The sequence below is a fragment of the Arthrobacter sp. UYP4 genome, assembly GCF_057291175.1.
Map to the genome: position 1 here is coordinate 740204 of NZ_JBXAVU010000001.1, position 14639 is coordinate 754842.

At 63.9% G+C, this 14639-nt stretch carries 9 protein-coding genes; 3 read left to right on the forward strand and 6 right to left on the reverse strand.

All coding sequences use genetic code 11. From position 1 onward, the window contains the following. Positions 1-29 precede the first annotated feature (29 nt). From AC0Z9V_RS03490 to thiL, 3 genes are read right to left on the reverse strand one after another with little or no spacing between them, the layout of a single operon-like run. Positions 30-2264: an ATP-dependent DNA helicase RecG gene (locus AC0Z9V_RS03490; protein WP_459268111.1), complete on the reverse strand. Its 2235-nt coding sequence runs from the start codon at positions 2262-2264 to the stop codon at positions 30-32. Then, entirely contained in the window at positions 2254-3198 is a 945-nt protein-coding gene (locus AC0Z9V_RS03495; protein WP_459268110.1) for a DAK2 domain-containing protein, read from the reverse strand. Before AC0Z9V_RS03495 ends, AC0Z9V_RS03490 begins: the two co-directional genes overlap by 11 nt. Positions 3199-3220: 22 nt before the next feature. Beyond that, the gene (gene thiL / locus AC0Z9V_RS03500) at positions 3221-4255 is read right to left on the reverse strand and encodes a thiamine-phosphate kinase (protein ID WP_485140704.1); all 1035 of its coding nucleotides are present in this window, start codon (positions 4253-4255) and stop codon (positions 3221-3223) included. Positions 4256-4672: 417 nt separating this feature from the next. Between thiL and wecB the strand changes: the two genes are divergently transcribed. From wecB to AC0Z9V_RS03515, 3 genes are all read left to right on the forward strand, one after another. Continuing rightward, positions 4673-5824: a non-hydrolyzing UDP-N-acetylglucosamine 2-epimerase gene (gene wecB / locus AC0Z9V_RS03505; protein WP_485140705.1), complete on the forward strand. Its 1152-nt coding sequence runs from the start codon at positions 4673-4675 to the stop codon at positions 5822-5824. A gap of 850 nt (positions 5825-6674) precedes the next feature. Further along, complete coding sequence (locus tag AC0Z9V_RS03510; RefSeq protein WP_485140706.1) at positions 6675-7535, forward strand: glycosyl hydrolase; 861 nt, start codon at positions 6675-6677, stop codon at positions 7533-7535. A gap of 145 nt (positions 7536-7680) precedes the next feature. Next, complete coding sequence (locus AC0Z9V_RS03515; protein WP_485140707.1) at positions 7681-8535, forward strand: glycosyl hydrolase; 855 nt, start codon at positions 7681-7683, stop codon at positions 8533-8535. Between the two features lie 62 nt (positions 8536-8597). Here the strand turns inward: AC0Z9V_RS03515 and AC0Z9V_RS03520 are convergent, their stop codons facing one another. The 3 genes from AC0Z9V_RS03520 to AC0Z9V_RS03530 form a co-directional block, all read right to left on the reverse strand. Continuing rightward, complete coding sequence (locus tag AC0Z9V_RS03520; RefSeq protein WP_485141273.1) at positions 8598-9938, reverse strand: UDP-glucose dehydrogenase family protein; 1341 nt, start codon at positions 9936-9938, stop codon at positions 8598-8600. Between the two features lie 401 nt (positions 9939-10339). After that, positions 10340-11428 carry a glycosyltransferase family 61 protein gene (locus tag AC0Z9V_RS03525; protein ID WP_485140708.1) on the reverse strand — a complete coding sequence of 363 codons (1089 nt, stop codon included), beginning with the start codon at positions 11426-11428 and terminating at the stop codon, positions 10340-10342. A gap of 148 nt (positions 11429-11576) precedes the next feature. Beyond that, positions 11577-14615 (reverse strand): glycosyltransferase, encoded by a 3039-nt coding sequence (locus AC0Z9V_RS03530; RefSeq protein WP_485140709.1) that lies wholly within the window; start codon positions 14613-14615, stop codon positions 11577-11579. Between the last annotated feature and the right edge of the window lie 24 nt (positions 14616-14639).

The following is a 14639-nucleotide window of genomic DNA, read 5'->3' on the forward strand; positions in this document are numbered from 1 at the left end:
CTACATCCTCAGGTGCGGAGAAGAAATCCTCAGCCCTTCTCGAGGAATGCTTCCTTCTCGGGGTTCAGGTAGAGGTCGATCGCGAGGGCGAGACCCGGGTAGTCGCGCAGGTCCGGGTCCCCCGCCACGATCTCCTGGGCATCCGCGCGCGCCTTCTCGATGACCTTCCCGTGCTGCGTGATCTTGAGGAACCGCAGGGCCGACCGGCCACCGGACTGCGAGGCGCCGAGGATGTCGCCCTCCCGCCGGAGTTCGAGGTCCTTCTGGGAGAGCTCGAAGCCGTCGGTCGTGGAGGCGACGGCGGCGAGGCGCTCACGGCTCGGGTGGTCGGGCTCGAGCTTGGTCACGAGGAGGCACGTGCCCGCGTGCCCGCCGCGACCGATGCGCCCGCGCAACTGGTGGAGCTGGGAGATGCCGAAGCGGTCTGCGTCCATGATGACCATGAGGGTGGCGTTCGGGACGTCGACGCCGACCTCGATCACCGTCGTGGCGATCAGCAGCTGCACGGCGCCGTCGGCGAAGCGCGCCATGACCTCCGACTTCTCCTGCGGGTCCATGCGCCCGTGGAGCATCCCGCTGGAGACGCCCTGGAGCTGCGGGACCCCGGCCAGCGACCCGAAGAGCCCGACGACGCTCGTGAGTTCCTGCGGGCCTCCGGACTTCCGCTCGGCGCCGGGCTCCGCGTAGAGCGCCTCCGCGGCATCCTCCTCCGCCTTCCCGTCGTCGCCGATCTTCGGGCACACCACATACACCTGCCGGCCCGCGTCGATCTCCTCGCGCGCCCGAGACCAGACGCGGTCGATCCAGGCCGGGTGCTCGGTGAGGCCGACCTCGTGGGTGGAGATCGGCGAGCGGCCCGCGGGCAGCTCCGACAGCGTGGAGGTCTCGAGATCCCCGAACACGGTCATGGCAACCGTCCGCGGGATGGGCGTCGCCGTCATGACCAGCACGTGCGGGGAGGTGCGGGCCTTGGTGCGCAGCACGTCCCGCTGCTCCACCCCGAACCGGTGCTGCTCGTCCACGACGATCAGGCCGAGGTCGAAGAACTCCACGTTGTCGGACAGGAGGGCGTGCGTCCCGATGACGATGCCGGCGTCTCCGGACGCGGCGTCGAGGAGGGATCTCTTCCGCTGCGCTGTGGACATCGATCCGGTGAGCAGGACCACGCGCGTGCCGTCCGCGGCACCGCCGAGCATCCCGCCCTCGGCGAGCGGGCCGAGGGTCCGGGTGATGGACTGGAGGTGCTGGGCGGCCAGGACCTCGGTGGGTGCGAGGAGTGCCGCCTGTCCGCCGGCATCGATGACCTGCAGCATGGCGCGCAGTGCCACGAGGGTCTTACCCGAGCCGACCTCCCCCTGCAGCAGCCGGTTCATCGGGTGGTCGCGGGCGAGGTCCTCGGCGAGTGTCCGCCCGACGTCGAGCTGCCCCTGCGTGAGGGTGAAGGGCAGGCGCGCGTCGAACTGGTCCAGCAGGCCCCCCGCGTGCGGCGGCCGTGCGGTGGCCTCCTCACGGGCCGCCAGTGCCCGACGGCGCGCCAGGGCCGCCTGGAGGACGAAGGCCTCCTGGTACCGGAAGCGGTGCTGGGCGCGGTAGGCGTCTTCCACCTGGGGCGGCCGGTGCACGAGTTCGTAGGCCGTGGCGAGGCTCATGAGCTTGTCGCGGCGCGCGATCGAGGCGGGCACCGGATCGTCGAGGTCCGAGAGCTGCAGGGTGTCGAGGATGGTGCCGACCGCGACGGCGATCTGGTCGCTGGCGAGTTTCTCCACCGCCGGATAGACGGGGATGGGCCGGTTGAGGTACTCGGGGTCGTCGTCGCCCTCGTCGAGGAGGACGTAGCGCGGATTGGTGAGCGATAGCCTCCCCCGGTACACCGTCACCTTGCCGGAGAACGTGGCGCGGACGCCGGGGCGCAGTTCGCGCTCCGCGGCATAACCGTTGAAGAACGTCAGGTTCATGCCGCCGATGCCGCCGTCGGCGTCGTCGGTGATGATGACCTCCAGCAGCATCCCCTTGCGCGTGTGCATCCTGCGCGAGTTCGCCGACTGCACGCGGGCGATCAGGGTCACCTCCTCGTCCACCGGGACATCCGCGATGGGGGTCAGCTCGCCCCGCTTGAGGTAGGTGCGCGGGAAATGGTTTAGCAGTTCGCCGACGGTGGAGATGGAGAAGTGCTTGGCCAGCTGCTTCGCAACCGGCCCGAGGTGACGGTCGAGCGGCGCGTCGAGCTCGGAGGCGGCCACCGACCGCACCGTGTCAGGAGTCACCGGCCTCGGCTCCTACGGGGGGCGAGGCGAGCTGGGTCACCGTGATGTTCACGGGGTTCCCGGCCTGGTGGATGAGCGCGAGGGCGGGGGCGGCGTCGGGCACGTGGACGTGGACGCGCCAGCGGTAGCCCTCCTCCACCGCGGTGACGGCGCTCATGATCACGGAGTCGCCCAGCTCGTCGAGGTGGAGGCGCAGCGTGGCCGCGTCGAGGGGACTGAGGTTAATCGTGCACATGACCTCGACGCCGTCGGCGTCCCCACCGTTGTGGATGTGCGGGGACTGGATGTCGTAGCCGTGGAGGCCGTCGAGCAATTCGTCCTGCAGCTCCTCGCCGAGGGCGGAGGCACGGAGCGCGTCGAGGATGAGAAGAAAGCCCACGCCTCCGGCGTCGACCACCTTCGCGTCGGTGAGCGGGCCCAGCTGGCTCTCGGTGCGTACGACCGCCCGGAGTGCGTGCTGCACGGAGGCCCTCAGCGTGAGGGCGAGGGCATGGTTGCTGTCGTCGGCGGTAAGGCCTGCGGCGGTCTCGGCCGATCCCCGCGCGCTCGCTTCGAGGACCGAGAGCATGGTGCCGGGGACGGGATCGCTCAACGCGGACCAGCTGCGGATCTGCGCACGGTGCAGGGAGGCCGCGAGGAGGGTGCAGGTCAGGCGGGTCGTTCCGTGGAGGGGCTCGGCGAAGGCGGTGAGGAAGACGGCGAACAGGGTCCCCGAATTGCCGAGGGCCTCCTCCATCGCTGCCCGGCCCGCGATGGTGAGCAGTTCCCCGAGGTCGGAGGTCTCGGCGTCGTGTGCTGCGCGGGCTGCGGAGCGGACCGTCAGGTACAGGTTGGTCCCCGTATCGCCATCCGCCACGGGGAAGATGTTGATGGCGTTGAGCCGGTCGCTGTGGTTGCCGAGCGACTCTTCGGCCCTGCCCAACCATCGCTTCATCGCAACAGCGTTAGCGGTGACCTTAGTGTGCAAAGTGATCCCATCCCCGGAGATTTGTCGGCCGTGACGCCAGTGTCACCAGCGGCTTGCCCGACACCATCGAGCCTACCGCAGTGAACCCGGGGGGCAGCAGGGCATTCCGCGGGAAGGCGGCGAGGAGCCCGTGGTCCTCGCCGCCGCCGAGCACCCAGTCCATCGGGTCCTCCCCCAGCTGCTCCGCTGCCGGTGCCAGCCGAGCTGCGTACTCCCGCAGTACCTCCGGGTCGAGGTCGAGCCCGGCGCCGCTCGCCGTCGCGATCCGCCCGGCGTCGCGAACGAGCCCGTCGGAGATGTCGAGCATCGCGCGCGCCCCGGCGGCCGCGGCTGCCGGTCCGGCGGCGAGCGGCGGGCAGGGCCGCAGTTGCGCGGCGACGAGCTCCTCGCCCAGCGGACCGAACTCCCCGACCGGCCGGCCGTCCTCGAGGATGGCGAGGCCCGCCGCGGCGCGGCCGAGTGTCCCCGCGACGGCGACGACATCCCCCTCCTGCGCTCCCGAGCGGAGCACGGGAGGCCTGCCTCCCAGTGTCCCGGTGACGGCCGCCGTGATGACGAGCTGCGCTCCGGCGCCGAGGTCACCGCCGACGACGGCGCAACCGGCGGCACCAAGATGGCGGATGGCGGCGGCGAGACCCCGGGCGCAGTCCTCGACCCAGTCCACAGGTGTCTGCGGCGGGAGGGTCAGGCTCACCACCAGGGAGGTCGCCGAGCCTCCCATGGCGTTGATGTCGCTCAAGTTCTGGGCCGCGGATTTCCATCCGACGTCGTACCCGGTGGTGCGGAAGCCGTTGGGCCGGAGCAGCCGGAAGTCGTGGTCCTCGACGAGGGTGTCCATGCTGATCACGGTCCTGCCGTCGGGGGACGCCACGATGGCGGCGTCGTCGCCGGGGCCGAGCAGGGCGGGCGCAGCGTGCGACTCCCGCATGACCAGTCGCGGGAGGATCCTTGAAAGGAGCTCACTTTCGGTGAGGTCGGCGACTGTCAGCGGCTGCTCCGGGCGGGACGAGGACTCTTGGGACACTCCACTACGCTACAACGAGGCTTGCCGGTGGCCCGGGCGCGGGCAAGCACAGCGGGTTGGCCAGGCAGCCGAGAAGCGCGGCTAGAATCAAGGTGACTCTCCGGGCGAGGTGGAAGGGAACTGTTGGGACCCTCCGAGCACCCCCCTCCCACGGGACCTCGCCATATGAGGGGCCAACGGTCCAAGCGAGTAACTCAGGTTGCCGGTGCTTTTGCTCCGGAGGCGGCCGAAGGACCGAAGATGTCATCCGAAGCACACGGTGTCAGCCATTGCTCCAAGCGGAAGATCGCCGGTGCGCTGGTGGTGCTCACCTTCCTGGCAATCGTCACCATGGTGGGGGCACTGGTGCTTGTGTTTTGAACGTCAACGGCAACCCGCCGTCGTCGTATGTTTCGCGATCTCTCACCTGGGGGTTCAGTGCCGGTCGTCATGCCAATCTTCGGGACGCGTCCAGAGGCCATCAAGATGGCCCCCATAGTCCTCGCTTTGCAGGAGTCCAGCGAGTTGGAGTGCGTGGTGACGGTCACCGGGCAGCACCGGGAAATGCTCGACCAGGTCAATCAGTTGTTCGGTATCGAGCCGGACCACGACCTCGACATTCTCCAGCCCGGCCAGAGCCTGGCCGACATCATGGCGAGAACCATCAGCGGGCTCGATGCCCTCTTTTCCACAGTGCACCCGGACGCTGTCGTGGTTCAGGGAGACACCACCACGTCGACAGCGGCAGCTATCGCAGCGTTCTACAGGGGCATCCCGGTCGTACACGTCGAGGCCGGCCTTCGTAGCGGTGACCTCTCCTCGCCTTTCCCCGAGGAAGGCAACCGTAAGATCACCAGCCAGATCGCCAGCCTCCACCTCGCTCCCACCGTGAATAGCCAGCAGAACCTCCTAGAAGAAGGCGTGGCGGCCGCGGACGTGGTGGTCACCGGCAACTCCGTTATCGACGCGCTGCTGGACACCGTCGAGAAACATGTGCACTTCACCGACGAACGCTTGGAGCACTTGACCACTTCTGTCCGCCGCATCCTGCTGGTGACGACGCACCGGCGTGAGAACCAGGGAGATGCGATGCGTGGAATGGGGCGAGCGCTCGCCCGGCTCGCGGACTCCGAGCCGAACCTCGTGATCGTCCTGCCGGTGCACAAGAACCCGGTGGTGCGGGAGGCCGTCCTGCCCGCTCTCGAGGGTAAAGCCAATGTGCTGGTGACAGAGCCGCTTGCCTACGGGGAATTCACCCGGCTTCTTTCTCTCGCGCATATCGTGCTCACGGATTCGGGCGGGGTTCAAGAAGAGGCGCCGAGCCTTGGAAAGCCAGTTCTGGTCATGCGTGACAACACGGAGCGACCGGAAGCCGTCGATGCCGGAACGGTGCGCCTGATCGGCACGGATGAAAAGCTCATCGTCGACGAGGTGCGTCAGTTGCTCCACCAGCCGGACCACTACGCGTCCATGGCCAATGCGGTGAACCCCTACGGTGACGGCAAAGCGGCCGATCGCACGGTGGCCGCGATCTCCGAGATGCTCGGACTGGGCCGGCGCATCGCTGAGTTCGAGTATTTCGGCCAGTAGCGAGCGCCGCAGTGATTCCGCCGTCGCTCTCAGTCCTCCTTGGCCTGGCGCAACCGGTCCCGGATCACTCACCGCAGTCCACAGCCAGATTTCTAATGAACATATTGAACCGCTCGGCGCTCCTAGCCCCTTCCCGTCAGCGTATCCGGCCCAGGCGCGGTAGAACGGAGCTTCACGGTGGACAAGTCCTCAGCAGACTCCAGCGAAGTGTCAGTGACCGGTTCGGAGCCGGCAAGTAGTGACCCACAGGATAGTGTGGAGTGGCCAATGGCCTGCCTGAAAGAGTGACGATTTCTTGATGCGCACGGCCCGGCGAGTGAATGAATGTCCGAAGACGGGACCATTCGGGCTGAGGCACCGTAGCCCCACGCGGTTCGAAAACTGGTCTTCGCCCGTACATTCGGGAAGGATCACCCCATAGAAGAACCAGTCGCTGGAAAACGTCAGGACGAAGAAGCCGCGCAATGCCTCAGGAACCAGGGCATTCAAGGTCTCCAGCACGGGGAAACGTGAAACACTCGCATGCTTGGGCTCTCGACAACGTAGATGGGGAACTGCCTTCTGTGCAAAATCCTGCCGCGGCTCGTCCCTTTTTGACAGAATTCACCGCGACAAATCTACGGGACGACGCGGCTTTGATCGATCGAACTTATTGCATTCATTCCACCGGCGCTCTTTTCAACATCGCCTGATCATGCGCGTCGTCTGCGACCCTGCGTCTAGCGCCGACCTGCGGCGGACAAAGTGGTCTTGACAGCGTAGGGGGCTTACCAGTCGGTCAGGGAACCGTGAGAACATATCAGGTGGCTCCCGTGGACCGAGCGGCGAGTAGGAAGTCCAGGAGGGATCGATGGACCGGCGAGTATTCCTCCGCAACGCGCTCTTGTCTGCTGCTGCAGCGCCCGTCCTGGTAGCTTGCAGGCCGACGGTGCCCCCGCCGTCACCCGCGCCATTTCCCGAAGGAGTCACTAGGCGCTCAATCGGACGGAAGGGCATCGGCTTGGGGATTGGTAAGAAGTATGGAGTCGGACAGCTCAACTCTCTGAAAGTCGATTGGTTCTACTCGTGGGGGTCGTCCTACCCGTCGGCCCAGCCATTGCCGGACTTCGTACCTATGATTTGGGGGCGTAGGAGCGTACAGACCGGCTCCGTAGAAAAAGTGCTGGCGGAACTACCGCGCTCCCGCACCGCAGAACTCCTAGGATTCAACGAACCTGACCATTCTGGACAGTCCGACATGAGCGTGACGAGGGCAATCCGGTTATGGCCCCGGCTGCAAGAGTCGGGTCTGCGCCTCGGTTCGCCAGCTCCGATCGATCCTCTGAATGATTGGCTGAAAGAATTCATGGAAAGGGCCTCCTCCGAGGATTTGAAGGTCGACTTCATCGCGATCCACTCCTATCGCTCACCTGACCCTGATGCATTTCTTCAGCATGTCACAGAAGTGCATGATTTCTACGGCAAACCGGTGTGGATCACCGAATATGCTGTGGCGGATTGGGAAGCCACCCCACGATTCCCAAGCCGGTATTCGGAGAAACAAATTCTGTCCTTCATGGAAGCGACAGCCGTAGGGCTGAGGGGTATGCCATTTGTGGAGCGGTTCGCATGGAAGACCCGCGCCGAGAATGATCCGATTATGGGCGCCTCAGCCCTGTTCCGCGATGACGGGTCACTGACGCAGACAGGCGAGCTGTACCAGTCGCTGTAGTTCCCCGACGCCTACGAAGCCTGGGCTCAGGGGCAAAAATTGGGAGTATCCTGCGAAAAAAGCGGCGTGGAGCTTGTGTTTCCCTCGGTAGGATCAGGTTATTACCTTTTGATTTCCCCGATTTCTCGCGTCCGAAAGGAATTCCATGGAGCGCCGCGACTTTCTCAAGCTACCGCTGGTAGCTGCTGCATCGAGCGCCCTGCTGGCGGCGACCGCGCAGACCACACAAGCGTCACCCAGTCTCCTATCCGTCCCTGCTGCCACAACTCCTCCACCCGCGCTGAAGGGCTTCGGCCACTCGGGAAAGGACGCTCTGGCGCTTCAGCAGATCAAGAACTTGAACCTGAAGTGGCACTACTCCTGGGGCTCCCGAGCCAACGTTTTCACTCCGCCGTTCGTGCCCATGATCCGAAATGCCGCAGTACTGGATCAGGACGCCATTGGCATCGTTACTCGTCAACTGGCGCAAACACGAACTACACACCTGCTGGGATTCAACGAGCCCGATGTGACCGCACAGGCGAATATGAGCGTGGATAAGGCCATCAACTTGTGGCCGCGGCTCCAAGCCACCGGGCTCCGTTTGGGCTCTCCGGCCACAGTGAGCCCGAGCAGCCCGTGGCTTGCCGACTTCATGGCGAAGGCGAAGAACAAGGGGCTTCGCGTCGACTTCATCACGATGCACATCTACGCTTGGCCGAATGCGACAGACTTCCTCAACAAGTTGGCCAGACTACACGACATGTACAAAAAGCCTATCTGGGTGACGGAATACGCCGTTGCCGACTGGGGCGCTACCGCGTCCAACCCGTGCAAGTACAGTCGGGCTGAGACAGAGAACTTCATGCGCGCAACGGTTGCAGGAATGCGTGCGATGCCCTTCGTGGAGCGATTTGCCTGGAAGACCCGCGCTCCAGGAGACATAAAAATGGGGTGCTCCACCATCTTCAAGAGCGATGGAACGCTTACGAGCACCGGAAAACTATACGCCTCGCTCTAACACAACTCACCCGAGAACCGGCGTTCACAGGAAGCTAGTTCCTGCGAACGCCGGTTCCTCGCCTACCTTGCGGTCGTAGCCTGCAAAAGGTGACTCTTGTGGCCCAGCGACACGATGTCCCAACCCGCTGCGTTCCACGTGTCATGGTTCAGTACGTTTCTGCCATCGAAGATCCGCTTATGTGATACCGACTGCCCCAATTCTACCGGATCTACCCGAACGAGTTCCGACCACTCGGTCAGCAGCATGACGAGATCCGCGCTCTCGACCGCCGCTGCCATCGAATCGACATAGGCGAGGCGCGGGTAACGTTTAGCCGCGTTGGCATTCGCTGCCGGATCGTAGACGCTCACGTCCGCTCCGCTGTTGAAGAGCCTGGCCGCGACGTCCAGCGCCGGCGAGTCACGCACGTCATCACTGTTGGGTTTGAAGGCGACTCCCAGAATGGCGATCCGCTTGCCCTCAGCGCCGCCCAGCAAAGTCTCGGCGACATGGACCGCTCGGTCACGCCTGCGGAGGTTCACCTCGTCCACCTCGTTCAGGAAGCGCATCGTGGAATCCAGGCCCAGCTCGGACACCCGCGCCTGTAGGGCGCGGATGTCCTTCGGCAAGCAACCGCCGCCGAAGCCAATCCCGGCGTTCAGGAACCTCCGCCCGATGCGAGTGTCGAGGCCGATGGCATCCGCGAGCGTCCGGATGTCACCACCCACCGTCTCTGTCACTTCTGAGAAAGCGTTGATGAATGAGATTTTCGTCGCCAGGAACGCGTTGGCCGCAACCTTGACGAGTTCGGCAGTCTCGAAGTCGGTGGCGATGAAGGGCGTCTCTCGGCCGAGCGCGTCCTCGTACACTTCCCGCAGCACAGCAACCGCGGCTTCCGAATCGGACCCGACGACCAAACGGTCGGGGCGCAGAGTGTCCTCGACCGCGAACCCTTCGCGGAGGAACTCGGGGTTCCAGGCGAAATCGACGGTGATACCCTCCGCTGCTTCCTCAGCCGCCATGGCCTTGAGCCTCCGGGCAGATCCGACGGGGACGGTGGATTTACCGACGATCAAGGAGTCCTTGCTCGCGGCCCGAGCGATGGCAGCAACGGAGGCGTCTACATACGTCATGTCCGCCGCATGTTCGCCGGCACGTTGCGGTGTTCCGACAGCGATGAAGTGGACGTCGCCGAAGGCTCCCGCCTCCTCGAAGGAAGTGGTGAAGCGAAGGCGACCGGACTCGGTGTGCTTCCGCAGGAGCTCGGGAAGGCCTGGCTCGTGGATGGGCAGCTCACCTCGGCTGAGGCTGTCGATCTTCTCCTTATCGACGTCGACGCCCAGGACGTCGAATCCCAACTCCGCCATGCAGGCCGCATGGGTAGCGCCGAGATATCCCGTCCCGATCACGGTGAGTTTCAGTGTCACTAGTCCCCCAGTTAATCGAATGTGTGGAGTTCGATGGCACGCATTGAGACCAGACGTGCCACAACAAACGCTCCTGATCATATCGCGACCCGGCGGGGCCCTCGCAGCGGCTCCGAGACATGGGGACCGCCGGCAAGGGGCAGGATGGCCCAGCAACTACAACCGCCGCCCAACCCATGATGCCTGTCCCGGTCCGCCGGATCCTGATCCCAGACCCGTGTCGTGACGGAGAGCTTGCGATCGTCCTCAGGATGTAACTCGACCGTCCGTGCAGGGAGATCACGGAGGACCGATTACGAGCTAGGATTTCCCCGCGCGTTCTAGGTGTCTATTCGGACAGGAGTCACGACAGTCTATCGACCGTCCATCGATCGCCGTGAAGCGAAGTGCGGCACCTAACGGTTCTCCGCCAATGAGATCGTCGCCCGCACCAGATCCAGCGGCGCATGCCAACCATTCGTAGATTGCCCCCGACCATCATCCGCAAATAGATCGAGCCATGCCCGGATCCCCGAAGTCTTGCAGAGCGAGAGAGGCCCGGCATTTGGATAACTGGATTGCCCAAGCTCGACATAAGCTGCGTCGGCTTGTGCGAAGAGGACGTTGGTCGAACCAGCACCGTGAGGCGCAACGATAAGGGAGGCTCTCCCGAATATCTGGATCTGCTCACGGAGGGTCAGGTCGCCTCCGGACACGATGCGGTAGCCATCGGCTGCCAGACTGCGGTGCAATTCGTCCTCGTTCAGGAGCAAACGTTTTTTAGTATCTTGGCGGGATATGGCGATCTTGCCGTCGGGAGCATCTCCGTGGTCGGCCCATTGTAGGAAGACCTTGCGAATTCGGGATCTGTATTCGTTCGCTGAGAAGACTGAGGCGCCGGAAAGGTATGAGCTGTAGATAAGCTTCTTCGCCTCGGCACTCTGGAACTGATTAATCTCCACGACTTTACCGAGCGGGATCCCGAGAACGTCCAGACTTTCTTTCTGCCACGGCTTGAGCGGCCCGCAGACGACACCGATGTTCGTCTCCCCGATGGACGACCCGAAATCCCTGCCATGCAGGAGCGCCGGCAGGACCTGCGCGAACCAATGCCAGTAATTGTGCAAGGAAGATGCATTCCCAGCAACTATCCAAGCGATGGAATCATCGAGTTCGATCGGTGCATCGCGCAGGGAGAGTTCGACACGCCGCGGCAGGTTGTTCGCCAGATACCGTGTCTCCCACACTCGTCCTGCTGCCGTGTACACCACGAATCCATTACCAAGAATATGAGCATCCCGAAACATGAACGCGTGGTCCGGATTCACCGGCGAGGACAACACCTTTCGGATGCGCTCATACTCGAGGACGCTGCCCAGTTCTATGGATGCGCCTTGGCTCAGGAAATCTCCGCTACCGCCGTTCGTACTCGGTAAGCCGAGCGCGAACGACAGGGAGCTTGCGCTGCGCCACTCGGCGTCGAGGATGTTCTCAAGGGTGTCCACTTTATTCAATGTCCTTCAGGTGCTGGTTCGGGCAGCTTCGGTCGACCTGCACCGGGCAGGTTGTTCCATTGCCGGCGTGGACGCGCTCTTCGGGTCGCTGCGGTGACCGCGCGGAAGCCCGGGCGGTGACATGCAATTCCTGCACGACCTACTGTTCCTTCTGAGTGACGGCCGCAAGCAGGGTAGCGGCACGCCTGTCGAAGCTGTGCTCGTCTCGGATCTCCTTGCTGATGCTGGCCATCCGGGAATCATCAGGGAACCCGCCCGGGTCCGATAGTACGTCCCGGAGCTCTTCGAGCGACGAGTAGGTCCGCACCGCGCCTTTGAAAATATCTGAGATTCCGGCCACCTCGTCGCTGATCACTCGGGCGCCGGAGGCAACTGCATCATAGAGACGGTTGTTGGCGAAGCCCCAGCGCGCCATGTCCTCGAAGTGGTCGTTGAGTACAATCCTCGAGGACCCATACAGGGCTCCCAAATCATCGTTGCTGACGAAGTCGTCGATGACCATCTCCGCCGGGATGAATTGCTCCCACCGCGGGCCCCACACACTCAGGTTCTCACCAAGCTCCACGCAATCGGCGACGATCTTGCGCCCGACCGGCTTCCGCGGCCCGCCGACAAAGGTCAGGTCGTACCGCGGAGCATCAGCTGTCGCAGCACCAGGGTAGAACCGGCGGGGGTTGGTCGCCTGCGGCAGGTAGCGAGCGTTGATTCCCCACTCGTTGGCGACATAGTCACACCAGATCTGCGATCCCCCGAAGACCAGATCGAACCCGAGCAGCTCGTTCCTGGTGATGAGGTCGGGCCTGCTGATCGCCCACAGGACGTTGACCTTACCCGGTTGCGGTTCACATCGGACGAGGCCCCTGATGACCAGCACGACATCATCGAGGTGGTTGGAGGGTCGAGAGAAGGCTCCGGCCCGGTCCACCACGACCTCCTGGCCCACCCTGCGGAGCGCTTCAGCCAGATCCGCCGCATACGGCACGTCCCCCCAGCGGTCCCCGCCTACACTGAAGTCTGCCCCGATCTTTATCGCCCAGCGCAGGCCCTGCTCGGCTGAAGCAGGACGACCCAAGCGTGAAACGATGGGAGACGCGGGCTGGAGCCTGGGGAGCCTCGGCGCCACAAGGGCATGGATGCGAAGCCCGAGGTCGGCATAGTGCTGCTCCAGTTGCCTGACCGGCGTTCCGCCGGAACTCAGCCACTCCGCGTCAGCAGCGGCGAAGGCAGGCTCCTCCAAGAAGGCGTCAGCGATGTGATCCACAGCCACGGCAGCGCTGACTGTCACGAACTCCTGGTCCGAGCCGTCCTTGAGTCGCCGCAGGAAATCGACGAGTGCGGCATCACCGGAAAACAGGTTCGTGAACCGGCCCAATCGGTGGAAGTCATCGGTCCGGACGCAGAAGACCGCCGGCGCGAGCTCGTCCAGAGCCCGACCGTTATGGCGCCTCGCATCGTCGGCGGACAGTCCTTTGAAGAGTGGGACGGCTTGGCTGTTGGGATGCCCAACAGCTCCGGCAGACACCACCACGCCTACTGGATCGGTTACTAGCGGCTGCGCTCCGAGTACCGACGCGTCGGTCAACTGCTGCGAGAGCTTGTGCACCGCGCCGGCACGGAGTTCGACGCTCTCCCTCAGGAACATGAGTGCCGGGCCCGAGGCATGTTCCGAGGCGAGGTTGTACGCGATGGCAGGGGTGTATCGCCGGGGAAGCTTGATGTATTTGAGACTCGAAAGGCCTGCGAGCGCCGCCCGCAGTCGAAGTGAGGCACGGAATCCCGCGACCTCGTCGACGATGATCAGCTCCACTGACTCCGCACCGTCGGACTCCACAAACTGTCTGATGTTCCGAATGGCCAGATCGATGGTGTCGGTGACCCGGATGATGATCGACAAGGTCGGGCGATCTTCCCGGTCGACCACCCTGTCGGGGACGAACCGGTTCTGCAGATTTTTGCCGAGGACGGCGAACTCCCAATTAGCCGACTCCCTGCGCGTGATCCGATCCCCATTGTGGTCGTCCACGTAGTCGCACCCTATGAACGGGAAGTATTGGATGGTGGCGATCTCGGAGATACGGAGCACCAGATCGTAGTCCACCCAGCGGCGCAGGGAGACGTCAAAGCCCCCGATGTCCCTGATGAGTGCGGTTCGCGCCACGAGCACATTCAGATCCACGTAATTGCGCATGAGGAGGTTCTCGGCCGTGACAGCCTGTCCTGTGTACTCTTCCCGGTCATTGAGCATCCGGACAGCTGAATAGGCGGCAAGGCTCCCGGTCGATGACAGGCCTGCGTGCATGTTGCGCAGGAAGTCCGGTCGCCAAGTGTTGTCCGAGTCGAGAAAGGCAAGAAACTCTCCCCGCGCTTCGTCGATGCCCCGGTTCCGCGCGGCACAGACTCCGAGGTGGTCCGCTTCGATCAGGCGGATTCTCGGGTCGGCCTGGGCCGACGCTCGGACGACTGAGCGTGTGTCGTCCGTGCTGCCATCATCCACCACGATCAATTCCCAGGCGCCGAGGCTTTGGGAACGCACGGACTCGATGGCCTCTTCGATCACCAGTGCCCTGTTCCACGCTGGCATGACGATGCTGATGACCGGTGCGTCGGGTTCGGCCGGGACCGAGACATCGTTAATTCCCGCTAGCCACACGCTTTCTTCGATTTCCGACCACGAGGTGCGCCGTAGCGGCTTCTTGGCGAGCTCGATCTGCTTGGCGCTCCTGGCGTGGGCAATGAGCAGGGCCCGAGCGTCGAGCCAATTCGGCGCCCGACCGATCAGCTTCAACGATTCCGGTAGATCCCGATCCTTACCGGCACGGTAGCGCGAGAGTAGCACCGAACCTTCGACAGCGTCATGGTCGAGCGACGAAGGGTCGAACAGCCACGACCAGCGGTGCTCGCGGGATCGTGAACTTCTCAGGTAGGAGAGTAGCGCTTCGACATTCCCCGTTTTGTAAACTTCCCGGACGTCCAGAGGGAACATGCCGAGGTCGAACAGGGGGTGGAAGCTGAGACCCGCCTTCATGCCGAACTGGACGAAGTGCCGAGCCGCCGCCCGTTTTGAATCGAAGTCGCGGCCGCTCTCGGCGGCATAGTACTCCGCATCGAAGACCAGGGTGTCCAGGAGGCGCTGCCCTCGTTCAGCGATTGGGGCCAAGCCTTTGTTGTGAATGTTCACGTGATGCAATTCCTTCTGTCCGGC

What these genes read in the sequence shown, in the direction of transcription:
- AC0Z9V_RS03495 (WP_459268110.1), bottom strand. Translation starts at nt 3,198, where the DNA reads ATGAAGCGATGGTTGGGCAGGGCCGAAGAGTCGCTCGGCAACCACAGC.
- AC0Z9V_RS03510 (WP_485140706.1), top strand. Translation starts at nt 6,675, where the DNA reads ATGGACCGGCGAGTATTCCTCCGCAACGCGCTCTTGTCTGCTGCTGCA.
- AC0Z9V_RS03515 (WP_485140707.1), top strand. Translation starts at nt 7,681, where the DNA reads ATGGAGCGCCGCGACTTTCTCAAGCTACCGCTGGTAGCTGCTGCATCG.